This window comes from Hyphomicrobium sp. (genome assembly GCF_041674905.1).
Lineage (GTDB): Bacteria > Pseudomonadota > Alphaproteobacteria > Rhizobiales > Hyphomicrobiaceae > Hyphomicrobium_B.
Map to the genome: position 1 here is coordinate 1 of NZ_JBAYUV010000019.1, position 25,033 is coordinate 25,033.

The 25,033-nt window shown below is 59.6% G+C and carries 27 protein-coding genes; 15 read left to right on the forward strand and 12 right to left on the reverse strand.

What is annotated here, in order from left to right:
- Window positions 1–207 precede the first annotated feature (207 nt).
- Window positions 208–900 (reverse strand): Crp/Fnr family transcriptional regulator, encoded by a 693-nt coding sequence (locus tag WC026_RS09480; protein WP_372710653.1) that lies wholly within the window; start codon window positions 898–900, stop codon window positions 208–210.
- Window positions 901–1,044: 144 nt separating this feature from the next.
- On the opposite strand from WC026_RS09480, the gene WC026_RS09485 reads away from it, so the two are divergent.
- The gene (locus WC026_RS09485; protein ID WP_372710655.1) at window positions 1,045–1,773 is read left to right on the forward strand and encodes a response regulator; all 729 of its coding nucleotides are present in this window, start codon (window positions 1,045–1,047) and stop codon (window positions 1,771–1,773) included.
- Window positions 1,774–1,851: 78 nt separating this feature from the next.
- Here the strand turns inward: WC026_RS09485 and WC026_RS09490 are convergent, their stop codons facing one another.
- Window positions 1,852–3,714: a PAS domain S-box protein gene (locus WC026_RS09490; RefSeq protein ID WP_372710656.1), complete on the reverse strand. Its 1,863-nt coding sequence runs from the start codon at window positions 3,712–3,714 to the stop codon at window positions 1,852–1,854.
- Between WC026_RS09490 and WC026_RS09495 the strand changes: the two genes are divergently transcribed.
- Window positions 3,674–4,402, forward strand: coding sequence for a host attachment family protein (locus WC026_RS09495; protein WP_372710658.1), 729 nt, complete (start codon window positions 3,674–3,676; stop codon window positions 4,400–4,402). The two genes, WC026_RS09490 and WC026_RS09495, sit on opposite strands and share 41 nt — an antisense overlap.
- Before the next feature lie 450 nt (window positions 4,403–4,852).
- Window positions 4,853–6,229 (forward strand): copper-containing nitrite reductase, encoded by a 1,377-nt coding sequence (gene nirK, locus WC026_RS09500; protein ID WP_372710659.1) that lies wholly within the window; start codon window positions 4,853–4,855, stop codon window positions 6,227–6,229.
- Window positions 6,230–6,292: 63 nt separating this feature from the next.
- Here the strand turns inward: nirK and WC026_RS09505 are convergent, their stop codons facing one another.
- The 3 genes from WC026_RS09505 to WC026_RS09515 all read right to left on the reverse strand — a co-directional run bounded on the left by WC026_RS09505 (window position 6,293) and on the right by WC026_RS09515 (window position 8,110).
- On the reverse strand, window positions 6,293–7,492 hold the full coding sequence (locus WC026_RS09505) for an NnrS family protein (RefSeq protein WP_372710661.1): 1,200 nt from the start codon (window positions 7,490–7,492) through the stop codon (window positions 6,293–6,295).
- An 18-nt stretch (window positions 7,493–7,510) separates the two neighbouring features.
- Window positions 7,511–7,693, reverse strand: coding sequence for a hypothetical protein (locus WC026_RS09510; protein ID WP_372710662.1), 183 nt, complete (start codon window positions 7,691–7,693; stop codon window positions 7,511–7,513).
- A 141-nt stretch (window positions 7,694–7,834) separates the two neighbouring features.
- A complete protein-coding gene (locus WC026_RS09515; RefSeq protein WP_372710663.1) occupies window positions 7,835–8,110 on the reverse strand; it encodes a hypothetical protein in 276 nt (91 codons plus the stop codon).
- On the opposite strand from WC026_RS09515, the gene WC026_RS09520 reads away from it, so the two are divergent.
- The 3 genes from WC026_RS09520 (at window position 8,094) to WC026_RS09530 (ending at window position 12,124) form a co-directional block, all read left to right on the forward strand.
- Window positions 8,094–9,065 (forward strand): lipid A oxidase, encoded by a 972-nt coding sequence (locus tag WC026_RS09520; protein ID WP_372710664.1) that lies wholly within the window; start codon window positions 8,094–8,096, stop codon window positions 9,063–9,065. The two genes, WC026_RS09515 and WC026_RS09520, sit on opposite strands and share 17 nt — an antisense overlap.
- Before the next feature lie 275 nt (window positions 9,066–9,340).
- Window positions 9,341–9,667 (forward strand): DUF2946 family protein, encoded by a 327-nt coding sequence (locus tag WC026_RS09525; RefSeq protein WP_372710721.1) that lies wholly within the window; start codon window positions 9,341–9,343, stop codon window positions 9,665–9,667.
- A 114-nt stretch (window positions 9,668–9,781) separates the two neighbouring features.
- Window positions 9,782–12,124 (forward strand): TonB-dependent receptor, encoded by a 2,343-nt coding sequence (locus WC026_RS09530; RefSeq protein ID WP_372710666.1) that lies wholly within the window; start codon window positions 9,782–9,784, stop codon window positions 12,122–12,124.
- Between the two features lie 57 nt (window positions 12,125–12,181).
- Here WC026_RS09530 and WC026_RS09535 read toward each other — a convergent pair whose 3' ends face one another.
- The 5 genes from WC026_RS09535 to WC026_RS09555 all read right to left on the reverse strand — a co-directional run bounded on the left by WC026_RS09535 (window position 12,182) and on the right by WC026_RS09555 (window position 17,336).
- A complete protein-coding gene (locus WC026_RS09535; RefSeq protein ID WP_372710667.1) occupies window positions 12,182–12,634 on the reverse strand; it encodes a hypothetical protein in 453 nt (150 codons plus the stop codon).
- 130 nt (window positions 12,635–12,764) lie between these two features.
- Window positions 12,765–14,672, reverse strand: a complete 1,908-nt coding sequence (locus WC026_RS09540; protein WP_372710668.1) for a nitric oxide reductase activation protein NorD — start codon at window positions 14,670–14,672, stop codon at window positions 12,765–12,767.
- 6 nt (window positions 14,673–14,678) lie between these two features.
- Complete coding sequence (locus tag WC026_RS09545; RefSeq protein WP_372710669.1) at window positions 14,679–15,488, reverse strand: CbbQ/NirQ/NorQ/GpvN family protein; 810 nt, start codon at window positions 15,486–15,488, stop codon at window positions 14,679–14,681.
- A gap of 32 nt (window positions 15,489–15,520) precedes the next feature.
- Window positions 15,521–16,870 carry a cbb3-type cytochrome c oxidase subunit I gene (locus WC026_RS09550; protein WP_372710670.1) on the reverse strand — a complete coding sequence of 450 codons (1,350 nt, stop codon included), beginning with the start codon at window positions 16,868–16,870 and terminating at the stop codon, window positions 15,521–15,523.
- Window positions 16,871–16,883: 13 nt separating this feature from the next.
- Window positions 16,884–17,336, reverse strand: coding sequence for a cytochrome c (locus WC026_RS09555; RefSeq protein ID WP_372710723.1), 453 nt, complete (start codon window positions 17,334–17,336; stop codon window positions 16,884–16,886).
- Between the two features lie 167 nt (window positions 17,337–17,503).
- Here WC026_RS09555 and WC026_RS09560 point away from each other — a divergent pair, with 167 nt between their 5' ends.
- The 9 genes from WC026_RS09560 to WC026_RS09600 all read left to right on the forward strand — a co-directional run bounded on the left by WC026_RS09560 (window position 17,504) and on the right by WC026_RS09600 (window position 23,505).
- Window positions 17,504–18,106, forward strand: a complete 603-nt coding sequence (locus WC026_RS09560; RefSeq protein WP_372710672.1) for a cytochrome c oxidase subunit 3 — start codon at window positions 17,504–17,506, stop codon at window positions 18,104–18,106.
- A gap of 2 nt (window positions 18,107–18,108) precedes the next feature.
- Window positions 18,109–18,411, forward strand: coding sequence for a cytochrome C oxidase subunit IV family protein (locus WC026_RS09565; RefSeq protein WP_372710673.1), 303 nt, complete (start codon window positions 18,109–18,111; stop codon window positions 18,409–18,411).
- Window positions 18,408–18,566, forward strand: coding sequence for a hypothetical protein (locus WC026_RS09570; protein WP_372710674.1), 159 nt, complete (start codon window positions 18,408–18,410; stop codon window positions 18,564–18,566). The genes WC026_RS09565 and WC026_RS09570 overlap by 4 nt, the downstream gene beginning before the upstream one ends.
- Before the next feature lie 55 nt (window positions 18,567–18,621).
- On the forward strand, window positions 18,622–18,759 hold the full coding sequence (locus WC026_RS09575) for a hypothetical protein (RefSeq protein ID WP_372710675.1): 138 nt from the start codon (window positions 18,622–18,624) through the stop codon (window positions 18,757–18,759).
- A 181-nt stretch (window positions 18,760–18,940) separates the two neighbouring features.
- The gene (gene hemN, locus WC026_RS09580) at window positions 18,941–20,293 is read left to right on the forward strand and encodes an oxygen-independent coproporphyrinogen III oxidase (RefSeq protein ID WP_372710676.1); all 1,353 of its coding nucleotides are present in this window, start codon (window positions 18,941–18,943) and stop codon (window positions 20,291–20,293) included.
- A 149-nt stretch (window positions 20,294–20,442) separates the two neighbouring features.
- Window positions 20,443–20,988, forward strand: a complete 546-nt coding sequence (locus WC026_RS09585) for an iron transporter (RefSeq protein ID WP_372710677.1) — start codon at window positions 20,443–20,445, stop codon at window positions 20,986–20,988.
- Between the two features lie 94 nt (window positions 20,989–21,082).
- Entirely contained in the window at window positions 21,083–21,436 is a 354-nt protein-coding gene (locus WC026_RS09590; protein WP_372710678.1) for a cupredoxin domain-containing protein, read from the forward strand.
- Window positions 21,437–21,549: 113 nt separating this feature from the next.
- Window positions 21,550–22,974, forward strand: coding sequence for a 4Fe-4S binding protein (locus WC026_RS09595; RefSeq protein ID WP_372710679.1), 1,425 nt, complete (start codon window positions 21,550–21,552; stop codon window positions 22,972–22,974).
- Between the two features lie 159 nt (window positions 22,975–23,133).
- Entirely contained in the window at window positions 23,134–23,505 is a 372-nt protein-coding gene (locus WC026_RS09600) for a hypothetical protein (protein ID WP_372710680.1), read from the forward strand.
- A 136-nt stretch (window positions 23,506–23,641) separates the two neighbouring features.
- Here WC026_RS09600 and WC026_RS09605 read toward each other — a convergent pair whose 3' ends face one another.
- Together WC026_RS09605 and WC026_RS09610 are read right to left on the reverse strand one after the other, a co-directional pair.
- Window positions 23,642–24,187 (reverse strand): DUF2478 domain-containing protein, encoded by a 546-nt coding sequence (locus WC026_RS09605; protein ID WP_372710681.1) that lies wholly within the window; start codon window positions 24,185–24,187, stop codon window positions 23,642–23,644.
- A 25-nt stretch (window positions 24,188–24,212) separates the two neighbouring features.
- Complete coding sequence (locus WC026_RS09610) at window positions 24,213–24,911, reverse strand: Crp/Fnr family transcriptional regulator (RefSeq protein ID WP_372710682.1); 699 nt, start codon at window positions 24,909–24,911, stop codon at window positions 24,213–24,215.
- Window positions 24,912–25,033: the final 122 nt, after the last annotated feature.

Below are 25,033 nucleotides of genomic sequence, written 5' to 3' on the forward strand. Positions count from 1 at the left end.
GACAGCTTCCAGATCGACGCCGGCTTCGTCGGTACCTGGAAGACGGAAGAAAAGATCCGCAAGATCTTCGCCATCCGCATCGCCTGACACGAAAGGCCGTTCCATCCAATGATGGAATGGCCTCGGGTTTTCGCATCAAATACAAAGGCCGCTCCTTGAGCGGCCTTTTTGCTATGCGTTGATTGTCTATTTTGCAGTTAAGGCCGTTCAAGCCGCCAACCGCTCCAGCTTATCCTCGTCAAGAACGTGGATTTCGGTCGAATTGACGATTTCGATAACGCCCATACTGCGCAACTTCGTTAGTGTTCTGCTGACCGTCTCGATCGTAAGACCCAGAAGATCACCGATATCCGACCGTCGCATCATCAGGCTGAAAACGTTGCCATTCGGCCCCGAAACCGCGGCGCGATCGCGCAACCTGACAAGAAAAGCGGCAATCCGCTCCATCGCCGTGCCCTGCCCGACGCAGACAAGCAGATTGCGGGCTGTTGCAAGCTCCGCCAATACCGCCTTATAGAGCGTCAGCGCCAAGTCCGGATCGGAGGCCGCCGCGTCTTCCAGGGCCGATGCCGGGATGCATTTGACCTTGGCGGCGCAAGTCGCCTGCGCATCGAAAATGTATTCGCCGTGGAGGCCGAGGCCGATGTAGTCACCTGGGTAGGCAAAATCTATGACTTGCCGACGCCCGTCTCCGAGAACCTTCGATAGCGCGATGACACCCTGCTCGACGTGAAAAATATGCGTCCTCGGATCACCTTCGCAGAAAATGTATTCCTTGGCTCGGAGCCGCCGGACCGTGCCATTCTCGAACCCGTCGCGCTGTCTTACTACAGAATCCCGCGACAGCCCCTGCTGAGGCCTGTACGAAAAAGCATCATGAACACTTATTGCACCCAGCATATCCGCTCTCCTTCTCTGTCGAAAGGCGGTTCGATCTGCGGCCATAAAAGCCGGGTAGGATCGCGCGGGTATGCTTCAACGGTAAAGAATTGTAACAGTTTGTAATCTACAACTGCACCGCGCCAAGCCCCTCGGAGAGCTGACGTGACAACGAAAATACTTGTCGTTGACGACGAACCCGAAATTCGCCGTCTCCTGAGGACGTGCTTCGAGCGCGAAGGATATGCCGTGGCCGAAGCGGCGGATGCAGCGGCGACGCGAGCTGCCCTCGATCAGGACACGGTCAGCCTCGTAACGCTCGACTTGGCCCTCGGCGAGGAAGACGGACTTTCTCTCGCCCGCGAAATCCGCGCCAAGCACGACGTTCCGATTGTCATGGTCTCGGGCAAAGGGGACACCGTCGACCGGATCGTCGGTCTCGAGATCGGAGCCGACGACTACATCTCGAAGCCCTTCAACCTGCGTGAGGTCCTCGCTCGCGTCCGCTCCGTCTTGCGACGGCACGACGGCGGCAACCGGACGACCGCGGCGGCGTCATCCCCGGCGCACGAGACTTACGAATTCGCGGGCTGGACGATGGACGTGACGAGCCGCGAACTGAAGGATGACAAAGGCGTCTTGCGCGACTTGACGACAGCGGAATTCAATCTTCTGGAGATGTTCGCCCGGCGTCCGCATCGCGCCCTGACGCGCGATGAAATCATGGACATCCTGAAGGGTCACGACTACTCGCCGCTCGACCGTTCGATCGACGCCTTGGTGAGCAGATTGCGCCGTAAAATCGATACCGGCTCAAGCATCTCGCCAAAAATAAAGTCCATCCGCGGCATTGGCTATATGTTCACAAGCGATGTCAGGCGGAAAAAATCCTGATCTGACATATGTGCGCATCCGTTGCGCGACCGGATATCGCCGAACGCGATGCGCACAAAAAAGTTCAACATCGCACCGTCAAACCTTGCGTTTTTCAAGCGTTTTTCGGACAATTCCCGCAAGATCTCTTTGCCCGTAGGGTTTGCGTAAGATCGGCCATTCATCCGCAATCGTCGCGATATCGCCGGCGTCGCCCGCAAATCCGGTCGTCAAAATCACCGGCAGTGCCGGCTCGAATTCGCCGATCCAGTTTCGAAGATCGACGCCCGTCAAGCCTCCAGGCATCATGATATCGCTGAAAACCAGATCGATCTTCAGCCCGCCCTTCAGCGCATCGCGCGCCGCCGCGCCGGTGGGAAACTCCACCACCTCGTAACCGAGACGCTCGAGGCGCTGCACCGTCAACGCACGCACGTCGCCGTTGTCTTCGACGACGAGGATGCGTTCACCCCGCCCGCGTTCCTCCTTCGACGCGTCGGCCCCGGCGGTAACGCCGACCGGAAAATCGAGGCATCGCGGGAAGTAGAGGTTTACGGTCGTGCCCGCGCCGGGCTCGCTGTAAATCGTGATGTTCCCGCCGGATTGCTTGATGAATCCATAGATCGTGCTGAGACCCAGGCCCGTCCCGCGTCCTGGCGGCTTGGTCGTGAAAAACGGCTCGAACACCCGCCCGAGTACATCCTTGGTCATTCCGGCCCCATTGTCGGAGACCGATACCCGCACGTAGTCCCCCGCAACGAGCGGCCCTTCGAAACCGACCTCATCGCCTTCCAGCATCGCATTGTCGGTGCGAATGGCGAGCTTGCCGCCACTGGGCATCGCATCGCGCGCGTTGATCGCCAGATTGATGACCGCGGATTCAATTTCGCCCGCATCCGCGCGGGTCAACCACAAGTCGCGGGTGAAACTCGTCTGCAGATCAATCGTCGCCCCGAGGGTACGATGCAAAAGCTCGGTCATGCTCCGAACCTGCTCGTTGAGATTGATCACCTCCGGCGCCAGTTGCCGGCGGCGCGCGAACGTCAGCAATCGTCGTGTGAGACGCGCGCCTGAATCGGCGGCCCGCGTCGCGCGCGAGAGAAGCTCGCGATCCTCGGGATTGGAAATCGTTCCGTCCAGAAGTTCGAGATTGCCGGAAATGATCGTCAGGAGATTGTTGAAGTCGTGCGCAATGCCGCCCGTCAACTGTCCGACGGCTTCAAGTTTCTGAAGCCTGAGCGAACTCTCGCGCCGCTTGATCTCCTCGGTCATGTCCCGGAAGAGGCTGACCACCGCCATCTGCGTCCCGTCGGCGCCGGCAATGACCGCAATATGCCCCTGCGCTGGAAACGTACGCCCGTCCTTGCGACGCAAGACGGTTGAAATTTCAACGCTCCCGCCGTCGCTTTCGTGTTTCGAAGCCAGATCTTTTTGCAATTGCGCCTTGTCCGGCGGCGCATCGAAAAGCACCGTCCAGTCAAGTCCCGTGACTTCGTTTGCGCTATAGCCGAACATGCGCGTGGCGGCCGGATTGATGAGAACGATCTGGCCCTCCGGCGCCGAAATCACCAGCGTTTCTGGAACATAATCGAACACGGCCTGGAAGAGCAGCGATTGGCGGTCGATCTCCGCCTGCAAGCGGGCATGCGCGCTAAGGTCGGTGATGATACCGGAAAAGAAGCGATCACCCTCCGACTCGAATTCACCAACCGCAAGGTGAATTGGAAAAATCGATCCATCCTTGCGCTGACCCGCAACCTCCCGGCCGATACCTATAATCCGTTTTTCGCCCGTCCGGACATAGCGTTCCATATAGTGGTCATGCTGCGAGCGGTAGGGCTCAGGCATCAGCATGCTGATGTTGCGATCGCGCATTTCTTCCGACGTGTAGCCGAACATACGCTCGGCCGCAGGATTGGCCGTGCGGATCCGGCCGCGATCATCGATAGCCAATATCGCCACGACGGCAGATTGGAGAAGTGCCTGCAGCATGGAGCGGCCTTTTCGTTCAATGCACGTGTTGGTTGGGACGCCGACGCAATCAATGCACTTTAGCAGAGACCTTGTCGAAAAGCTTTATGCATGGGTGAGCCGGCCCCCATTTCAACTGATCTCGATCAAGGCGGCTTCGGACATGCACGGCGAAGATTATTTTTCAATGGTCGCAAACAGGCAACGAGCGCGCAGTCCTGCCATGGAACACACACGGACATGGATCCTGGTTGCAGATGGCGGCAGGGCCCGCATCCTGGAGACGACTGCAAAGCACCAGGCCATGCATTTTATTTCCGGATCGCGCTCGCACCTCGACGGTCCACCGGATCGAGAAATGAGTGGAGCCGCCTCGGACCATTCTTATGGATCTGCCGGGCTTGCCCGCTTCGGCGTTGAATCGCGACGCGCCTCCAACACAGCCCTCGAAGCTCTATTTGCCAGCCAGCTCGCATCCATGCTGGCCGACCATTCGGCAAAGGAAGCGTTCGACCGGTTGATAATCATCGCGCCCGCGACCATGCTTGGCAATCTCCGCAAGATGATCAAGCCGGAAGTTAGAAATAAAGTCGTCGCCGAAATCGACGAAGACCCCGCTGATATCCCGAACAACGAAATTGCTTCGCGCATCGAGACCGTGATCGGAGCCTCGCGATAAGCGAAACGCACCGTATAAGTTCGATTTCTACCGAGATGACATAGTCCGCGATAACCGGTCTGAACGTGCCAGCCCGCGGCCTCATCGCGCCGGCCTCCATTAAAGTCTTCAAAAAGCATCGTGGGAGGCCTCCGGAAACGATCTCAGAACGGGGTCCTGAGCGATTTCGCCGCGCGAGTCGTCACTCTTGTCCAAGAACAAGGCTCACCCGTGGACGGCATGCTTTGAAACAGCTGAGGCCCGGGAAAGAACGGTCCGTCTACGAATCAATCGTCCTGTCAGGGCTATGTGCCGCGCGCACTGCGATGCGATCAACCGCAGCGTTCTCGGCGATCTTAAGCGCGTGAACATAAGGAGGAGATTATGGTGTTCCACCGCTTCGGGGCGGTTATCGGCCTAATCATGGCCGGATTACTCTCAGTGCCCGCTGCACATGCGGAGCACCAGCATATGGCGCAGAAGGCCGCCCCAGCCGCCGACGCCCCGGCCGCCCCCAAAAAGGAAAAGACAAAATCACCCGAGAACGAAAAATCCGACCCGACAACGGGTGCACACGCACCTGTCGTATTTACTTTGCGTACCGGCATCGCTGAAGGACGCATGGTTTACATCGGCGTCGGCGGCGATATCGATCACAAGATCAATCCGACCTTGGTTGTACATGAAGGCGAAACTGTTCAGGTCAACCTCGTGAACGGCGAAGGCGCCCAGCACGATATCGTCGTTGATCAGTATGCGGCGCGATCCGCGATCGTCAACGGCAAGAACGCCAGCTCCACATTCTCGTTCGTCGCCAGCAAAGTTGGCGAATTCGACTACTATTGCTCGATTCCCGGACATCGCCAGGCAGGCATGCAAGGCCAGATCCAGGTTCTGCCAGGTAATCGTGCCGAGATGAAATCATCCGGGGCCGACATCACGCGCGATCCCGCTGATCTGCCCGGACCGATCGGACCGCGTCAGGCAAAAACAGTCCGTATCGATCTCGAAACGATCGAGGTCAAAGGACAACTCGACGACAACACGACCTATACGTATTGGACATTCAACGGCAAGGTTCCGGGACCCTTCCTGCGCGTACGCGTCGGCGACACCATCGAACTGCATCTGAAAAACCACAAGGATAGCTTGATGGTCCACTCCGTGGATTTCCACGGCGCGACTGGACCTGGCGGCGCCGCCGCATTCACGCAAACCGATCCCGGCGGTGAAACCGTCGTGACGTTCAAGGCGCTCATTCCGGGCATTTATGTTTATCATTGCGCAACGCCGAGCGTCCCGACCCACATCACCAACGGCATGTACGGGCTTCTGCTCGTCGAGCCGGAAGGCGGCCTGCCGCAGGTCGACCGCGAGTTCTACGTCATGCAAGGCGAGGTCTACACGGTCAAATCGTTTGGCACGGCCGGCGAACAGGAGATGGACTACGAGAAGCTGATCAATGAGAAGCCGGAATATTTTCTCTTCAACGGTTCTGTCGGTTCGCTCACCCGTAGCCATCCTCTTTATGCCAGCGTCGGGGAAACCGTACGTATCTTCTTCGGTGTAGGCGGACCCAACTTCACGTCATCGTTCCACGTCATCGGTGAGATCTTCGATCACGTCTATTCGCTCGGCAGCGTCATCTCGCCGCCGCTGCTCGGCGTGCAGACGGTCTCGGTTCCGCCGGGTGGCGCCACGATCGTCGACTTCAAGATCGATCGTGCAGGCCGCTATATCCTGGTCGATCACGCGCTCTCGCGCCTGGAGCACGGTCTCGTGGGCTTCTTGAATGTCGACGGCCCGAAGAACGACTCCATCATGTATGAAGGACCTGCAAAACAGTAACGTAGCGTAGCGTCCTAAGTGTAGCGGAGACCTCAAATGCCCTTTGAGGTCTCCGCAATTCATTCAGACCATATCGCGTCGTCGGAGCAATGGGTTTCTGAAGGCAAGAAGAAATAACGCAAAGCCTGCAACCCAGCCTAACGCCGAAAGAATGAGCCAGTATTGCCGCCCATCCGGGATAATCTCCGCAGCAATGCGTGCCGGAGCCGCGATGGCCACTGAAGCAAGCGATAGCGACATCAAACCTGAGACTGCGAACGGCGTGCGAGAATGCCGCCTGATCATGCTGGCCATCACCGCAACGCTCATCAGTCCGATCGCGCCGATGGCCCAGGCATGAACGGCGGCGGCTTGGCTCACGAACGATGGCCAAAAGACAGCGGCCGCATGCAACGCGAAGCCGGCCGGTATCCAGCCATAAGCGACGTGCAGGGCAAGTACCGGGGCTGAACCGGCGGCCCGCCACCCCTTCCAGAGCGCCAGCCGTCCCGCTTGAGTGACGCAAGCGAACGCCGACGCCACTGCCGTGATCTCGCTCGAGGTTGCAATCGCCCAGCCGCCCAGAGCTACTGCGACGGTTAAAGCGGCCGTCGTATCGAGCCATCTGCTATGCGCTTCCGATACCGATTGGCCCCTCGCCTTCAGCCACGCCGCAGTCAGCGCGGGCGCAATGCGTCCGCCCAGAACAACGACGAGAGCGAGCACGCACGCAAGCCCGAGGCGCATCGCCATCTCACTCGTCGCATCCGCTGGACGAAGCAACGCAAGCCCCGCCGCACAGGTGAAACCGGCAAGCAGCAGAACAACCTTGATCTCACGCCATGCTCGGCTCGCGCCGATTTGTCGTGCCGCCATTAGCGTCAACGCACCGACGAACACGAAGGCGAGAGCCGAAGCCAGCACGTGCACAGCAGCGAAACTATCCACGGATACGGAGTGCACAACGCGCCCCGCAAGCCAGAGACCGGCGAGCAACATCACCTGAGCCGGCGTCACCGGAGCACCGCGCGTCCAGCGCGGCAACGCCGTGAGCACGAAACCCGCAAGAACCGCCGGCATCATCCCAAAAAGGATTTCGTCGCGATGCCAGACAATCAACGGCACGCCGGCGACGTTACCCGCCGTGAAACCCAGAAGCTTGGGCAGCCACAGCGCAACGGACACAGTCGCGTCAGCTGCGGCAAGTATAAAGAAAATGCGAAAGGGGTGCGCCTTGCGTGCGCCAGCGCACGATGAACGCGCCGGACACACGCGGCATATCATGCTCGAATTCGACGGCGCTTACGCCGCAGTCTTCGATTTTTCTTCCTCGCGCACAAGCCCAAACGCCTGCGCCAACCGTTTGATGATCTCCTGTCGATCGGCAAGCGGCACGCCAAGTCGCGCCAGGGTGCCGATTTCTCCCTTGAGATCGTGGAGGAAGACGTCCCGCACGATGGTCTTGGCACGCTCCTGATCGGTCATAGGTCCCTCACGTGTGGAGATTGAATTTGCAATTTCGCACGCAACTGGATTGCGACGGTGCGAAAGGATCCTGGCAAGCTCGCGACAATATCCAGCCGATCGCACACGTCTCCATGCTAACCGGTTTCTGAGCGATTCCATTTAACCCAAATCAAAGGCACCGAACCTCGCCAGATAATCCGGCGCAGTTGACGTAGCATCAAAGTCGGGATTTAGGTCGGCGCCGACGAGGGGACCGCTCGCCGCGTAATGCGCGGCCTGCGACCATGTGGGGCGTTCATAACAAAGACGGGCAAGCATGATAGCGTCGTTGGCGGTTAAAGACGGGACGTCCGATTTCATCGCATCGCATGGCCTGCGGGCGATGCTGGACAGGATGGCGGCCGCCGGAACCATCATCATGCTGAGCGCGATCATGCTGTCGTCATCTTTGACGGGAGATCGCGGAGACGAGTCCGCCAAAAACGACGCCACGCCGGCCGCCGCGTCATCATGGTTCAATTCCTCGGAAACCGTCGCGAGTGGATATCTCAGCGCGCCTTACTACCATCGCAGCGATCTTCATCTCGAACGCCCAAACGGCACGGATCTGACGCTCAAGAACATGAGCTGGGACGGCGACACCTTCTACTTCCCCATCGACGGCGGCGCCCGCGTCATCCGCTGGGCGGGTTCGTTTGGAATGATGATCGACTTCATGCACAGCAAGGCGATCGCCCGGCTTGGCAGAGGCGCGCACGGACGCAAGCTCAAGAACGGTATCGTCGAGGACGTCGAGACAACCGGCACGCTCAAAGGAGCGCCCGCCCCATCGCCGCTGCACCTGACGGATCTATTCGATCGCATGGAATTCACCCACGGACATAACGTCCTCTATCTATCGGGTCTCGTGCGCCTGCCCCCGCTCGCACCGAAGATACGACCTTACTTCGGCGTCGGCTTCGGCGCCGCCGTGCCGCACGTGGAGACATGGTTTGCCGGAGAGCCGCCCGAGAAGCGGACGCATGAGTATCAATATGCCGGACCTGCCTTTCAATTTCTCGCGGGCCTCGAACTGCGCATCGGACGCGGTTCCTACTACGTCGAATACAAATTCGTCTGGTCCGCCATCGAAGCCGCGCTGACCGGCGGCAAATCATGGTCTCTGAAGGATCTGAAATCCGATTGGTTGCCGCGCTGGTTCATTGAGCCGTTTTCCGGGCTGACGGAAATGCCCGGCGACCTTTGGCGGCAATTCACTCGTTGGCGCACCGGCGCGACCCCGCCCGAAGGAAGGTTGGAAACGAGCCTGACATCACACAACATCGTCATCGGCGGCGGTTATGTCTGGCCTGGCGCCAGCCCTGCACCGGTGGCTCCGGCTTCACCTTAGAATTATTCTGCGAACGAATTCGTTGCGGCCTCACGCGAGCATGACGCGATGGGCTGCATCGAACCGTCACGTCGATAGCTTGATCTTCAACAAAGCCTGAGCGCTTGCAGCCGGAATAGACAAGCGATATCGATTTGAATATCGACGTTGCCGGATGGTGGGTTCCGGTAACACAAACGATAATCGTTCCGTCGCGACGACCACAGGGGCAAACGGTGAAGCGCGCAAGGGGGAATAGGCGCTCAACGTTCTCGGCAGCTTTCGCGCTGCTGGGCGTGCTTTTTTATATCGCGCTGCTCCCCAATCATTTCGTCTCGGAACTGCGGCAAGCTCTTTTTGCCGCCGACCTCGGCAATTTCTCGGACATCATTTGCCAAAGCGGCAAATCACACCATTCAGCCTCTAGTCATTCCGCACCCGAACGCGACGGAACGGATTGCCCCTTCTGCAAAGGCCTGGCGGCCTTTCATCTGGCAATCACGGCGACGCAGCCAATCGTCCGACCCAAGATGGACGTCGGCCGCGTTATTCGCGCGAGTGCAACCGCGCTGCTTGCCGTTATCTTCACGATCGACGCGCGCAACCGAGGTCCCCCTCGCTGAAAGCGCTCTGATCGCAGCAGTCTCGCGATCCTATTCCAATCGAGCCACTAAAATTTGAATACCGGCGCTTGGCTGCGTTTCCGCGCGCGCCTCGCCGTCTGGGGGAAACATATCATGTACGTTGATTTGCGAGCACGGTTGCTCGGCGCAACCGCAATAATAGCGATCGCTCCATATGCCTTGAGCGGGTCGGCACACGCGCAGGGAACCGCCGAGAACCAGTTGCCAGACGTCGTCGTTCAGCAGCAGCATCAGCACCACCACACGACACCGAAGGCAAAGAAACCGAAAGCCAAGTCGGTTGCGAGCCAGAGTCCGGCGGCATCGGACCCTTCCACGTCGTCAGAACCGCAACAATCGACGCCCGATCAATCGCTGCCCGCAACGGCATTCGATAACGCACCCGGAGCGCGAGGTTTGGCGGTGCCGCTCAATACGGCACGTATCTCTGGGAATGCAATCCAGTCTCAGCTTCCCGGAACGAGCGATACCGCCCAGCTTCTCACCAAAGCTCCGGGCGTCAGCATTTTCCAATCAGGCGGCATTTCGGGTCTCCCCGCGATCAACGGCCTGAACGACGACCGCGTGAAAATTCTGATCAACGGCATGGCCGTGACGTCGGCCTGCACGAACCATATGAATCCGCCACTGTCGTACATCGATCCATCCCAGGTCGCCGTCGCTGAGGTCATCGCCGGCGTGACGCCCGTCAGCAAGGGCGGCGACAGTCTCGGCGGAACGATCGTCGTCGAATCGCTACCGCCGCGCTTTGCCGACGTCGGTGGCGGAGTGCGAACCTCAGGAAGCCTCTCGACGTTCTATCGCAGCAATGGCGATAGCATCAGCACGGCCGCGCACGCCGAAGCCGCGACGCAGAACGTCAGCCTCGGCTATTCCGGCGCCTGGAACAAAGCCAACGACTATTGGCGCGGAGACGACGGCCCGATCGTTCGCTCGACACTGTACGAGGCGCAAAATCACGCCGTGACGCTCGGCATCAAGAACGGCGGCGACCTCTTTACGCTTCAGGGCATCTACGCTCACATCCCGTATCAGGGATACGTCAACCAGCGCATGGATATGGTCGACAACACGGCCTGGCTCTTCAATGCGCGTTATTTGACGCATTTCGATTGGGGATCGTTGGACGTCAGAGCGTTCTATCACAAAACCGATCACCGCATGGACATGCTCGCCGACAAAGGCGGTCAGATGCCGATGAACTCCGAGGGGACCGACGCCGGCTATTCGATCAAAGCGGAGATTCCGCTGACGACGGCGGACGTCATCCGCGTCGGCAACGAATTCCATCGCGTCACGCTCGATGACTGGTGGCCACCCGTCGCCGGCATGGCGCCGATGATGGGCCCGGACGACTTCATCAATATCAATCACGGCACGCGCGAGCGTCTCGGAACATTTGTCGAGTGGGAGCATCGCTGGGACCACGCTTGGAGCACGCTTCTCGGCGTCCGCAACGACATGGTGTGGATGAATACGGGCGATGTCGCGGGCTACAGCATGATGTACGCTGCCGATGCGGCCGCCTTCAACGCGCGCAATCACCAGAAAACCGACGCAAACTTCGACGTGACCGCGCTGGCGCGCTACGAACCGAGCGCGGTCGAAACGTATGAATTCGGCTACGCGCGCAAAACGCGATCGCCCAACTTCTACGAGCGCTATGCCTGGAGCACCGGCGACATGGCCGCGAACATGATCGGCTGGTATGGTGATGCGAACGGCTACGTCGGAAATCTCGATCTGAAGCCCGAGGTCGCCAATACGTTCAGCGTGACGGCGGGATGGCACGACCCGCAGCGGCGCACATGGGACGTCAAGATCACGCCCTACTATACGTATGCGCAAGACTACATCGACGCCGATTATCTCAAGACGCAGAGCGGAATGGGCATGGGTGGCGGAATGGGCGGCGGTATGATGCCCTCGTCCGAATTCGTGACGCTACGCTTCGCCAATCACGACGCACAATTATACGGCGTCAACGTCTCCGGCAGCGTGGAACTCTGGGACAGCGCGAACTACGGACTGTTCGGGCTTTCCGCATTGATCGGATACGTGAATGGCGAGAACCTCGACACCGGCGACACGCTCTATCACATGATGCCGATCAACGCCCAGGTGACGCTCAATCATCAACTCGGCAACTGGACGAACGCTGTCCAGGTGACGATGGTGAACGAAAAGTCGGACGTGAACGATCTCCGGAACGAACCGACGACACCGGGTTATGCATTGGTCGATTTGCGGTCGAGCTATCAGTGGGAGAACGTGCGCCTAGATCTTGGCATCGCCAATCTATTCGACAAGCTCTACTACGCTCCGCTCGGTGGCGTGGACTGGGCCGACTACAATGCCGGAGGCCGCGTCGGTTTGATTTCGCCGGTTCCGGGCCAGGGCCGGTCATTCAATGCCGGCGTCACGGTGACGTTCTGATCACAGTTACGGGCTGGCGTCACATCGGCGCCAGCCACGCTTCTCCGGATGCTCCGATCAACGCGCCAACTTGTAGGCCGCGTGACAACCGGTGCAGTTGCTCAGAATATTTTCCAGATCGGTCAGAACCTCGGTCCGCGAAACACCACGCCCGGCTTTCTCGGCAAGCTTGTCGAACTTGTCATGCGTATCGAGGCTCATCATCGTGAACCCTACCGGCGCCTTGAGGCCGGTCATCGGGTTCATTCCGCTGAGCAGCTTGTTGCCCGAACGTGCCGCGATCTCCGGCACGCGCGCGACTTTATTCTCCGCAAGCGCCGAAACGATATCCTGGATTGTCTCGAGATACGTCCGCATACCGGACAGCATCTCCTCCGCCTCCGCGTGGCTGAACGTCACCGCCTCGCGTTGATCATCCTTGCCGGACGCCCGGCTCTTCGCGACGACAGAACCCGCAAAGAAAGTTGCGGCAATCGCGAACACAACAGCGACGGACCACGAGAGGCGCATGTTCCCTCAAGCTTTGCAAACGGACTCGAATTTAACCCGAAGCTAGCTCCGCGGAAAATCCCCACGTTGACAAATATCATGCACAGGTCGCGAAGCGATCCACGAAACGCACGGGCTTGACCCAACCGCGTTATGTCGTGAGCTGGCGATAAATCGCAGGCAGCGCCGCCGGCAAGCGCGCGATATCGCGAACGATGGCATAGGCGCCGCGCCCGAAGATATGCGGGAAGTAGTCCCTCGCGTTTTCATCGATGGTGACGCCGAACACGCGCAGCCCGGCCTTGCGCGCCTCGCGGATCGCCATTCGCGTGTCCTCGATGCCGAACCGGCCTTCATAATGATCGACGTCGTTCGGCTTGCCGTCAGTCAGAAGAAGAAGCAGGCGATGCCGCTGCGGACGCTTGACGAGTTCGCTCGTGACATGACGGACGGCGGCGCCGATCCGCGTGTATTGCCCTGGCTTCAGCGCCGAAATTCGACGCGCGATGCGTTGATCGAGCGCTTCGTCGTAATCTTTGAGCGTCGTCACGGTGACGTTGCTGCGCCGTCGAGAGGTAAAGGTGTAGATGGCATGCTCGTCACCGCACGCCGTCAAACCGTGAGTCAAGGCGAGCAGCGCGCCCTTCTCGACATCCAGAACGCGCCGTTCCTGCATCCACGCATCTGTCGACAGCGACACGTCCATCAGCACCGCGACCGACAAGTCGCGCGCCGCCGGCCGCACATCGGTGAAGATGCGATCGCTGCCGGATTCGCCGGCCTTCCGATCCGCGATCGAGCGGATCAGCATCGACAGATCGAGTTCGTCGCCATCGGGCTCGGCGTGCAACGTCTGGCGGCGCGGACGCAACGCTTCAAACTGACGGCGAACATGGCGAATATTCCGCTGCGTCACCACATCCGCCGACCAGTCTTCCCCCTCTTCCGATGCCTGTCCGGCGATGACGCGGCAATAGTCGGGCCGGTATGCCTGCCGCTTCCAGTCCCATTCCGGATACGTATGGTCGGCGACGAGTGCCGTCGTATCGATCTCGCGCGGCGCCAGATCGAGATCGATCTTCAATCTTGCGGACGGCCGCTTCTTGTTCGACCCGATCGTCAGTTCCGGGGTGTCCTCGAGCGCCTGCCGCGCGCCTTCCTCATCATCATCGTCGACATCGCGGCTGACGTTGATCATCTCCGAGATGCTGAAGATCGTTTCGAACCGATGCAGCATCAGAGGATCGTTGCGGTCGCTCCGATCCGTGGATTTGCGCACGCCGGTCCGCCGCTTTGCATCGACCGCAATCGAATCGCCGCCCGGTTCATCCGCATCCGGACCGCCTACGCTGGCCGCATCCGCCTTGACGTCGCCCCAGAGCGGCACGGGCAGGAACGTGCGATAACCGCGCGTGGCCTTGAGGCTCGGATCGATCCCGCCATCCCCAGCAATCGCATCGAAGACCGGATCGGATGTCGGCGCGCTCTCGTTCAAAACATGAGCGATCGCCGCCTCGATTTGCCCTTCGATACCCGGCAGGTTGCGCCGTGGCCGTTCGTTCAAAGTGGCGCGACGGAGGCGATCATGGACGGGCTTCAGACCCGGCCACGCGGCGAGCGTGGCGCGCGTCGTCTGCACGGCGGCGCGCAGAGCATAGAGATCGTTCCGCAACGGATCGACGTCATGCTCCGGCGGAACGGCATGCGCAAACCAAATGGCCAGCCACTCGTAAAGCGCTTCATTGTCCTTCGCATCAGCAAACAGGTCGATGCTGCCCGGCAGGCGTAATGCGCTCGAATCGAGCGTTGGCCGCTCGATCATCTCGGTCCCGAGACCCAGCGCTTGCTTGAGATTAAGCCGATGCCCAGATGCCGTCGCCGCGCCGCCGACGATGCGGATGGCGCCGTCGCCGCCGCTAGCTCTGAACAGCAACCCAAGCCGGACACGAAGACGATCAAGCGCGACAGCCGCGCCGGGATGCCCGCGATAGGAGCGTGACGATCCGACGAGGCGGTGCCAGTATTGCCCGAACGCTTCTTCCGGCTCGAACAGCGGCATGGCTGATTACCCAAGCGCGATCTGGGCGACGCGCTTCAATCCGTCGACAATCTCGGAATCGTCGGACAACGGCTCAATCAGGGCGACGCGCAACGCGGTGTCGTAGTCGACGCCGTCGCGGATCAGCATTGCGCAATAGACGACGAGGCGGGTCGATGCCCCTTCCTCGATATCCTGCCCCTTCAAACCGCGCAGAGCCTGCGCGACTCGAACGAGCGGCAAGCAACGCTCATGCGGCAGGCCGCTTTCATGGGCGACGATGCTGGCTTCAGTGTTGAGGGTTGGAAAGCCGAACTCCATGGCGAGAAATCGCTGCCTAGTGCTCGGCTTCAACGTCTTAAGCACGTTCTGATAGCCAGGATTATAGGATGCCACCAGCATGAACTCCGGTGGCGCTTGCAGCAATTCGCCCGTGCGTTCGAGCGGTAGTGCCCGCCGGTCGTCGGTGACCGGATGTAGGACGACGGTGACATCTTTGCGGGCTTCCACAATCTCATCGAGGTAACAGATCGCCCCTTCACGGACGGCCCGCGTCAGCGGCCCGTCCACCCAAACCGTGTCACCGCCCTTCAGCAGATAGCGTCCCGTTAGGTCCGCGGCGGTCAAGTCATCATGGCACGACACCGTATAGAGCGGGCGACCGAGCCGCGCCGCCATGTAGGCGACGAAGCGAGTCTTACCGCAACCTGTCGGCCCCTTGAGCAGGACCGGCAGGCGGTTGCGATAGGCGTGCTCGAAAATCTCACATTCCGAGCCGACCGGCGCATAGAACGGCAAGTCCGCTTGCTTCGACGTGGTGCTGACACTCTTCAACATGCCATGATCCTTCGTGACATCCGCCTAGACCGCTAGTTCGCTGGCTGAAGCGGCATGTCGATGCGCGCTGGCTTTTCTTCCCTGACCGGTCCGAAGACCGAATAGAGGAACAGCAGGCACGCGATCCCGACAAAAGCACCGGCGCCGAGACGCATCCAGTAGAACAGCGCCAGCTGATCCTGCACTTCCATGTAGCTCATGCCCAGGACGCGCTGCAGATGGACCTGCACGACACCCGCGAAGGTCAGCGTAAAGGTCATGAACGCCATGGCCGAGGTCATGATCCAGAAGCTCCACATGTTGAGCACCTGATTATAGGGCGCCCGCTTGCGGAGATATGGCATGGCATAGGTGATCATCGCCAGATTGAGCATCACGTAGGCGCCGAAGAAGGCGAGATGGCCATGCGCTGCGGTGACCTGCGTTCCGTGACTGTAGTAGTTGACGAACGACAATGTGTGCATGAAGCCCCACACGCCCGCCCCGAAGAACGCACCGACCGTGCAGCCGAGCGACCAGAGCATCGCCGCCTTATTCGGATGATCGCGGCGGCCTTTCCACACCATCGTGAAGGCGAAGATCACCATCGCAAAGAACGGCGCGACTTCGAAGGTGGAGAAGATGCTGCCGATCCACTGCCAGTATCCCGGCGCCCCGATCCAGTAATAATGGTGGCCGGTACCGAGCACGCCGGAGAACAGCGCCAGGCCGACGATGGCATAAAGCCACTTCTCGATCACCTCGCGGTCGACGCCGGTCATCTTGATCATCAGGAACGCGAGCACGGACGCCATGACGAGTTCCCACACGCCCTCGACCCACAGGTGGACGATGTACCACCAGTAGACTTTATCAAGCGCGATGTTGCCGGGATTATAGAAGGCGAACAGCCAGAACACCGCGATGCCCCACATGCCGAGCAGCAACACGTTGCCGATCGCCGTCTTGCGGCCTTTCATGATCGTCATCGAAATGTTGTAGAGATAGATCAGCGCAACCACGACGATCGCGGCTTTGATCCAGAGCGGCTGCTCCAGGAATTCGCGGCCTTCATGAATGCCGAAGAGGTAGCCCGCGACTGCCGCGAGCGCGCCGAACATCAAAAGCCCAAGCTGAACATAGGCAAGAAACGGACTTTCGATGTCGCGCTCCGCTTCCTCCGGAACGAGATAGTAGCCGCAGCCAAAGAAGCCCATCAACAGCCACACGATCAACGCGTTCGTGTGGATCATGCGCAAAATGTTGAAGGGAACGACGTCGGCCAGAAAATTCGGGAACACGTACACGCTGCCAGCCACGATGCCGACGATGATCTGAACGCCGAATAGAATCATGGCGCCGATGAAGTAGGCCAAAGCGACCCGTTGAGTAGGATATTTCATTGTTCGCGTCTCCTCAGCCGGAAGCCTTTGGCGGCCAGCCTTGCGTTTTCACGTGGCTGGTGAATTCCAGAAAATCGATCAGGTCATTGGTTTCTTGATCGGTCAGCTTGAAGTCGGGCATCTGCCGACGGCCTTCAACGCCGCTCGGCTGTGAGTGCATCCAGGCAAAGAGCCCTTCGCGAGCCGCCTTCGGATCCTCGAGCCCGTTGTATCGCACCCAGACATTTCCGAGCTCGGGCGCGAAGTAGGCGCCTTCACCAAGCAAGGTATGACAATTAATGCAGGAGTTCTTTTCCCAGACGTGCTTGCCGCGCCGGACGCCGTCGGTCAGCGCACTTTCGTTGGTGCTCGTCGTGCGGATGTAATAGTCCGTTTGCGCCGTCAGCCCGACGAAAATGATGAAGAAAAAAATGGACCCCCCGTAAAAAATATTGCGGGCAGCCGCCTTAGTGAATCTCTCACTCATTGCCCCAAGCCTCCAACCTTTTTCCCTATCGCCCGCGCCCAGCACCACGCATGCCGGGTCATTCGCGGGGTTATTATCAAAGGCGGACCGGTCTCTTCTTTGCGCTCGGACAACAAAAGAAGTATTTTACATTCATATTATAGGTCGCAGGGACGCACAGGATTTTAATGACATTGGCAGACGCACATCGAGACCCCGACGACCGGCCAACGCAAACGCAAGCCGAGGAAGCGGATTGGGGGCCACTCTCGGGGTTGCCCGGAAATCCGATGATGTGGATCTTGATTCTGGGCGAGTTGGCGGTATTTGGCGCGCTGCTACTCGGCTTTTCCGTAGCACGCGTGCTGCACCCAACGACGTTCGCCGACTCGCAAAATCATCTGCATCGTGTGCTTGGCGGATTGAATACGCTGGTGCTCGTCACCAGCGGCTTTCTCGTGGCGGCGGCAATCTGGCGCAGACGAGAAGGTCGCGACGCCCGGCTTCTCCTGATCGCTGGGATGGTGCTCGGCGCTGTCTTTCTCGCCGTCAAGGGCGTCGAGTACGGTCAGCTCTTTACAGACGGGATTGGCATCGAGACGAACGCCTTCTTCCAGTTGTATTTCCTGATCACCGGATTTCACGCGGCGCATATCGTCCTCGGCCTGACGATTTTCGCAATCGTCTATTTTGCCGACAGCATCGAGAACCTCGAGACCGGTGCTGCATTCTGGCATATGCTCGACATGGTTTGGGTCCTCATCTATCCCATCATTTATCTGGTGCGCTGATCATGACGACTTTGGTAAAGGTCTGGATCGCTCTGCTGGTGCTGACCCTGATCGCGATGTGGGCTGGCGCGGTTCAGGAGAGCGCAGTGCCGATCATCGCGCAGGTCGCAATCGTGCTGGCGGTTGCGGGCGTCAAAGCCTGGACGATCCTGCAGCATTTTCTCGGGCTCCGGATCGCGCCCGGCGGCTGGCGCGCCCTGTTCGCCGTCTATCTTGTCACGCTCTGCGGCGCGATCTTCGCAATCTACACAGCTGGAACCGTTCTGGCATCGCGCGTTCCGACCGTCATGGGATCATTGCAATGAACGAGCCTCAGGTTGGGCTTGTCACCCTCACGCCCGTCCTTCTGATCTTCATTCTTTTCATGTACCGGCAGGGCGCCATTCCAAAAACCGGCGCCGTAGTCGCGGCTCTGTTGTCAATCACGATCGCAACAGCCATGTTCATTGGGCAGATGTAGCCGGCAGGTTCACGGACGGCGGACGGGCGTCCCCACGATCTCAAGGAGAGAACCAATGGAAAGCATTTTTTCTTTTTCGGGCGCGGCCGTGCTCCTGGCGCTGGCTGGAGGTACGATCATTTCCCTCGTCACCGCAGTCATCCTGATCGCCCTCGTTGGTCTGAATGAACGCCTGAAATCGATCGGCCGATAATCGCCTAACTCGGATAGGCTAAAGAGCCCTCGGACGCCTCCAGGCACGCCATTCCGCTGAAAATGAGCGTCCTCCGGATATTCGGACGCACCTGACGCCCCCGATCATTGGCCTAGCGCAAAGTGTCAGGGACAGATCGGAGTAGCATCTCCGCGTTTTCTCAGAAATCGGGAGAAGGGCTTTGCAATCGACACTCCTTCGTTCATACGGCGAAGCCCGTCTGCCGCGCTACACCAGCTATCCGACCGCTCCCCTTTTCTCACCCGCCGTCGATGAAAAGGTTTACGCGAGCTGGCTTTCGGCGCTCACGGCTCGCGAACCCGTCTCGCTCTATCTTCACATCCCCTACTGTCGCTCGATGTGCTGGTACTGCGGTTGCAACACCACGATCAGCGCTCGCGACGAGCCGATCGCGAACTACCTCGACGTTCTGCGTCGCGAAATCGAGATGGTCGCAGCTCGGATAGGACGCCGCCAGCGGGTGAAATACATCCACTTCGGCGGCGGCACGCCAACCATCATGAAGCCCGCGCAATTCATCGCGCTCGTGCATCTGCTGCGCGACCGATTCGACATCGTCGACGATGCGGAGCTGGCGATCGAAATCGACCCGCGAACGATCACCCACGAGATGCTTGCGGCGATGCGCGGAAGCGGCATCAATCGCGCCAGCCTCGGCGTGCAGACGTTCGACCCGAAGGTTCAGCAAAGCATAAATCGCATCCAGAGCATGGAATGCACGGCGCAAACCGTGGCGTCTCTTCGCCGCGTCGGTATCAAGCGCATCAACTTCGATTTGATCTACGGATTGCCCAACCAGACCGTTCAGTCCTGTATCGACACGGTAAAAGCAGCGCTCACCATGAAGCCGGATCGCTTGGCGGTCTTCGGTTATGCGCACGTGCCGGACGTCAAGAAGCACCAGCGCCTGATCGACGTGAAGTCCCTGCCCGACAGCACTGCACGCGTCGAACAGACGGTTGCGATCGCTGGCGCGCTGATCAAGGCCGGATACAAACAGATCGGCCTCGACTGCTTCGCGCTTCCCGACGACGAGCTCGGCGTCGCCCAAGCATCGCACCGGTTACGCCGGAATTTCCAGGGCTACACGTCGGACGACTGCGAAGCGCTGATTGGCTTCGGCGCGTCGGCCATCGGAAAGACGAAGAGCGGCTATGTTCAGAACGAAGCCGCGATCGGCAATTATTCGACCCGCATCCTGGATGGCCGGCTCGCGACCGCCAAAGGCTACAGCCTGACGACCGAGGACCGCGGCCGCGCCGCGATCATCGAGCGGCTGATGTGCGACTTTGAGGCGGACATCCCCAATATCTGCGCGCGCTATGGCCTCGACCACGTGGAATTGACCGGCCAAAACGAAAGGCTATCTCGCGCGCTCGACGAGGGCTTGGCGCAGATGGACGGCGACATCCTCCGGATTGAGAACGATCATCGCTATCTTGTCCGGGTGGTGGCGGCGGCTTTCGACTCCTACCTTGACCGTTCCCCGCAGAAGCACAGCAAGGCAGTCTGACGCGGTCAGCGAAACGGGAACGCTTGTCCTGGGTCAAGGAGCGCAGGAAATAAGTTTACTAGATAAGTAATGAATATTGGATCTGCCTGGCCTTCAGGCCGATGCTCGGCACCCTATTCAGCATGACCGCACATGAGATTGGAGCCAACATGGCACGACGTTCGATCCTTCCCCTGGCAATCGCATTGCTGGGCCTGAGCGCGCCCTCGGCATTCGCCGCCGAATACCCGATCGGCACCCCGCACAAGACCAACGGCATTGAAGTCGCCGCCGTCTATCTTCAACCGATCGAGATGGAGCCCGCGCATATCATGCGTGCGGCCGCTGAATCCGACGTTCACCTGGAAGCAGATATCCACGCCCTGGCGGACAATAAAAACGGCTTCGCCGAAGGCGATTGGATCCCCAATCTCAAGATCGAATATACGCTCGTCAAGATCGATGGCGGCGAACGCGCGACCGGCATGTTCATGCCGATGGTCGCTAGCGATGGCCCGCATTATGGCGACAACGTCAAGCTGATGGGCGCCGGAAAATATAAACTGACTTTCACGATCAAATCGCTTGGTTCTGAAACGGCCGATCACTTTGGACGCCACGTCGACAAGGAAACCGGCGTAGGACCGTGGGCCGCGCCGTTCAGCGTCGACTACGAATTCACCTATGCCGGCACCGGCAAAAAGGGCGCTTACTAAACGGAACGGCTGCCCGACGACATTCCGTTCACCGCGTCCGGCATTGAGCTGCCTGCAACGCGGTGAACGGCCTGAATATGAGGCCTGTTGCACCATGTCATTTTCAGTCCGGATGATGTCTCTGGTTTTTCTGGCGCTGTTTGCGATGGCGCCCGCATTCGCGGAGGACGACCCGGTCTTCACCATCAAGTTTGCGGATGGAAAAATCGATCCTCCCATCCTCGAGGTTCCGGCCAATCGTCGCTTCAAGCTCATTCTGCAGAATGAGGGAACGACGCCGGTCGAATTCGAAAGCAATGAGTTGCGCCGGGAAAAAGTTCTCGGAGCCGGCACCACATCGTTCATCGTGATCAAACGGCTTGATCCAGGCGAGTATCAATTCTTCGACGACTTTCATCTGGACACGCCGCCCGCCAAGCTCATCGCCCGGGAACCCACAAGCCCGTGACGCGGCGATTGGGTACGACACTTGAATACTGATCGCAGCGCTCACCGTCATTGCCGGCTGACCGCGATCGCACGACGACGTCCGGCGCGCAGGGGAGTAGGGGAGTAGGCTCGATGACGATCTGCACGCTGCCAGAAAGAGACCACACGTCCGGTCTGGCCGGCGCGCAGCTCGACGTCTGGGCCAGGATCGGAAATTGGCTTCAGCGCCACCAGCGAACCATCCGCAGCACTCAGTGGATCGTCGTCGCGGTCTATCTCGTCCTGCTCGTCGTTCCGGTGCTGCTACCGTTGCCCGACAACGCAGCCTACATTTGGACGAACATCACGCGCTTCGCGCAATTCGCGTTCTGGGGCATCTGGTGGCCGTTCGTGATTTTGAGCACCGCACTGGTCGGGCGCGTGTGGTGCGGCCTTCTCTGTCCCGAAGGCGCCATCACCGAATATGCCAGCAGCGTCGGCAAGGCGAGAGCGACGCCGCGCTGGATCACATGGGCAGGCTGGCCCACGGTCGCTTTCGCCAGCACCACGCTCTACGGCCAGATGGTCAGCGTCTATCAATACCCAAAGCCGACACTTCTCATTCTCGGCGGTTCGACAGTCGCCGCCGCCGCCGTCGGCTATCTCTACGGCCGGAACAAGCGCGTCTGGTGCCGCTATCTGTGTCCGGTCAGCGGCGTATTCGCACTTCTCGCAAAGCTCGCGCCTTTGCATTTTCACGTCGATCCGGAGCAGTGGCGAGCTTCTCAATTGGAGGGCATAAGGCCCGGCCCGGTGAACTGCGCACCGCTCGTGCCGTTCAAGAACATGCGCGGCGCATCCGCTTGCCACATGTGCGGCCGCTGCAGCGGCTTTCGCGGCGCTATCCGCTTGGCGCGCCGTTCACCGAACGTCGAGATCGTGCGGATCGCGGGCGAGACGCCGAAACCCTGGGAGACGGTCCTGATCGTCTTCGGCCTGCTGGGTCTGGTCCTCGGCGCATTCCAATGGTCGTCCAGCCCATTGCTGGTCGCGGTCAAGCAATGGGCTGCGCAAAATTTGATCGCGGCCAACATGACGTGGCCCCTCGACGCGACGGCGCCCTGGTGGCTGCTGACCAATTATCCTTTGAATAACGACGTGCTGACGTTGCTCGACGGCGCATTGTTGGTTGCATACATTCTTGCGGCCTCGCTCGCATGCGGGGCGACAATCGCATTGATGCTGGCCGTCGCGACGCGGAGCTTGGGCACCTGGGATCCGCCTCGATTTCATCACATGGCGCAGGCCTTGATCCCCCTTGCCGGCGCCGGCGTCTTTCTCGGTCTCTCGGCGCTGACCGTCACCCAACTCCGCGCCGATGGCATCATGCTGCCTTACGTCGGCGAGGCGCGCGCCGCCATACTTGTATTGGCGACGCTATGGGCCACCACGCTGTGCTGGAAAATCACAGACCTTTACACGGACGCAACGGTACGCAGGCTTCTCGCACTCACGGCGTTCTGCGCGGCGATGCTTCCCGCCAACGCCGGTTGGTTCCTGCTTTTCTGGATTTGGTGACGACGGCAAACGACGACGCAAGGTTCGCCGTCTGGCCAGCGAACACGCCTCGGGCTTGCGCTGAAACAATCTGGTTTTCTTGCTTTATGTTATCCCGGAAGCTGTTCAACCCAGCTTAAATGCGCCGATATATGCGGCTTCGATGAAGGGAATGGCACATTGACCAAGATCGTCAAATCTCCCCGCCAGTCCGACCTTTCGTTACGGTTGCACCGGGTTTTGTCGTCGGCGGAACTCGACTGCGAATGCCGAACGAAACTGGATCAGGCGCTCGACCGGTTCTCGGCTCTAGAGATCCGGCGACAGTTGCGAAGCGGATTGAAAGAAGCGAGGCATCGTAGAAACCTGATCGCCGACCAGATTTCCTATCTCGCCGATATCGACGAAATCACCGAAAACGAGAGTGACCTCTCTGTCTTCAAGGAGATGGCGCTGCTGTTCGATGAAATCGCCAACCAGGCGGATAAGGCCGCCGAGGTTCTACGCGAGATAGAGTCTCTCGGCTCGACCCGTGAACGTAACGCGGATTGAGTCCCACGAGCGATCACCCAAATGGCAAATGCGCCTTAGAGTGCTTCCTGAAAAGTGGGAATCGGTTTTCCGATAAGAAGCGCGACAAAATAAAGACCTAGAGGCGATCCGCGATTCAACGAAAAGCGGAAAGGCTCTAGGCAGCTGGCGCGGCGGCATGCGGCAGTGCCACCGTCGTTCGATACCAATCCAGAACCGCATTGGTATTGGCAGGAAGCCACACTGCCATTCCCTCATGAAAGGCATCCCAAGCCGGAATGTATTCGTCGCGAACCGCGATAAGCACCGGAATGCCCGCGAGGATTGCGGCTTCGATGATCGGCCTGAGACCGGTCCCCTCCGACTCGGACCGGCCGAAGCGGTTGAGAATGAGCATATCCGCGCCACCTTCCACGATCGTCTCGAGCCGGCGCGTCGCCTCCGCCAGCGCTCCAGGATCGAGACGGCAGCCGCGCGCATTGGGTCCGAGATCTTGCGAGATCTGCATCAGCGTTCCGTCGGCGACATCGCGCAATCGCGTGATCGGCTTCGTGCCGTCCGAGCCGGCAAATTCTTCCTGAATGATACCCCGTACGTTCACGCCCCAAGACCGAAGAACGGACGCCGTCTCGGCAAGCGTCGTATCGACGGGCGTCTTGGCAGTCGCCCGAATGGCCGCAAGCACGGGGACATCAATCGTCATACGCCTGACCTTTCCAGGTTCGTCTTTAAGAGTTCGCAGCGTGGCTACGTCCCATCGCAACATGGTTGCGCAGCGCAGCCACGTCCGTGACGGTCACGTTTTCCTGATGCACAGAAATACCAAGCGGCCGAAGTTTTGCCAATGCGCGCGAGAGGCTTTCGGGCGTCATGCCCAGGCGTTTAGCGATCAGCGCTTTTTCATACGGCAGGACGATCACCACCGATCCCTGCGTCTGGCCGCTGAGTTCCACGAGAAAGTCCGCGACCCGCTGTGACGCATCGAGCACTTTGATCTGTTCGATATGCCCAACCAGAAACTTCAAATGTTGCGAGAGAGAAGCAAGGATCGCCAGCGCCAAATCCGGCTCGACGCGAATACGCCGCCGGAAACTGTCACCGTCAACCTTGAGAAGCCGCGCGGTCGTCACGACTTCGGCCGCGACGGGATATTGCCGCCCCATGAAAATCGCGGCCTCGCCGAACGATTCGCCTCGCCGCAGCACGCCGACGATGGCTTCGGTCCCATTCGGCGTAATGCGGAATAGTTTCACCCAACCATCGAGGATGACGAAGAATGCGTCCGAGGGCGAGTCCTGTTGAAAGAGCAATGCGCCCTTCTCGTAGGTTCGCACGCCCTGGCTGCTGACAATGCTCTCAGTCACGTCCTGCGACAGAGAACTGAATAACGGCGTCGTGCGAATGGTGCGCCAATCGTTGTGTTCCATGTCTATCGACCTAACCCAAGTTTACCAAAAATGTCCTTCGACTTAAAATGATCGCGGCAACAGCACGTCTGCCCCTCGCCTACGCATCACGATCCCAGATAAATTTTGCGATCGCAACCACG

Bases quoted from the DNA above. Each gene is read 5' to 3' on its own strand.
- WC026_RS09595 (WP_372710679.1), top strand. From the start codon at position 21,550: ATGACGATCTGCACGCTGCCAGAAAGAGACCACACGTCCGGTCTGGCC.
- WC026_RS09515 (WP_372710663.1), bottom strand. From the start codon at position 8,110: ATGATCGCGCTCAGCATGATGATGGTTCCGGCGGCCGCCATCCTGTCC.
- WC026_RS09560 (WP_372710672.1), top strand. From the start codon at position 17,504: ATGACATTGGCAGACGCACATCGAGACCCCGACGACCGGCCAACGCAA.
- WC026_RS09565 (WP_372710673.1), top strand. From the start codon at position 18,109: ATGACGACTTTGGTAAAGGTCTGGATCGCTCTGCTGGTGCTGACCCTG.
- WC026_RS09480 (WP_372710653.1), bottom strand. From the start codon at position 900: ATGCTGGGTGCAATAAGTGTTCATGATGCTTTTTCGTACAGGCCTCAG.
- WC026_RS09540 (WP_372710668.1), bottom strand. From the start codon at position 14,672: ATGCCGCTGTTCGAGCCGGAAGAAGCGTTCGGGCAATACTGGCACCGC.
- WC026_RS09520 (WP_372710664.1), top strand. From the start codon at position 8,094: ATGCTGAGCGCGATCATGCTGTCGTCATCTTTGACGGGAGATCGCGGA.
- WC026_RS09570 (WP_372710674.1), top strand. From the start codon at position 18,408: ATGAACGAGCCTCAGGTTGGGCTTGTCACCCTCACGCCCGTCCTTCTG.
- WC026_RS09545 (WP_372710669.1), bottom strand. From the start codon at position 15,488: ATGTTGAAGAGTGTCAGCACCACGTCGAAGCAAGCGGACTTGCCGTTC.
- WC026_RS09610 (WP_372710682.1), bottom strand. From the start codon at position 24,911: ATGGAACACAACGATTGGCGCACCATTCGCACGACGCCGTTATTCAGT.
- WC026_RS09550 (WP_372710670.1), bottom strand. From the start codon at position 16,870: ATGAAATATCCTACTCAACGGGTCGCTTTGGCCTACTTCATCGGCGCC.
- WC026_RS09535 (WP_372710667.1), bottom strand. From the start codon at position 12,634: ATGCGCCTCTCGTGGTCCGTCGCTGTTGTGTTCGCGATTGCCGCAACT.
- WC026_RS09605 (WP_372710681.1), bottom strand. From the start codon at position 24,187: ATGACGATTGATGTCCCCGTGCTTGCGGCCATTCGGGCGACTGCCAAG.
- WC026_RS09575 (WP_372710675.1), top strand. From the start codon at position 18,622: ATGGAAAGCATTTTTTCTTTTTCGGGCGCGGCCGTGCTCCTGGCGCTG.
- WC026_RS09555 (WP_372710723.1), bottom strand. From the start codon at position 17,336: ATGAGTGAGAGATTCACTAAGGCGGCTGCCCGCAATATTTTTTACGGG.
- nirK (WP_372710659.1), top strand. From the start codon at position 4,853: ATGGCGCAGAAGGCCGCCCCAGCCGCCGACGCCCCGGCCGCCCCCAAA.
- WC026_RS09510 (WP_372710662.1), bottom strand. From the start codon at position 7,693: ATGACCGATCAGGAGCGTGCCAAGACCATCGTGCGGGACGTCTTCCTC.
- WC026_RS09585 (WP_372710677.1), top strand. From the start codon at position 20,443: ATGGCACGACGTTCGATCCTTCCCCTGGCAATCGCATTGCTGGGCCTG.
- WC026_RS09590 (WP_372710678.1), top strand. From the start codon at position 21,083: ATGTCATTTTCAGTCCGGATGATGTCTCTGGTTTTTCTGGCGCTGTTT.
- WC026_RS09505 (WP_372710661.1), bottom strand. From the start codon at position 7,492: ATGATATGCCGCGTGTGTCCGGCGCGTTCATCGTGCGCTGGCGCACGC.
- WC026_RS09530 (WP_372710666.1), top strand. From the start codon at position 9,782: ATGTACGTTGATTTGCGAGCACGGTTGCTCGGCGCAACCGCAATAATA.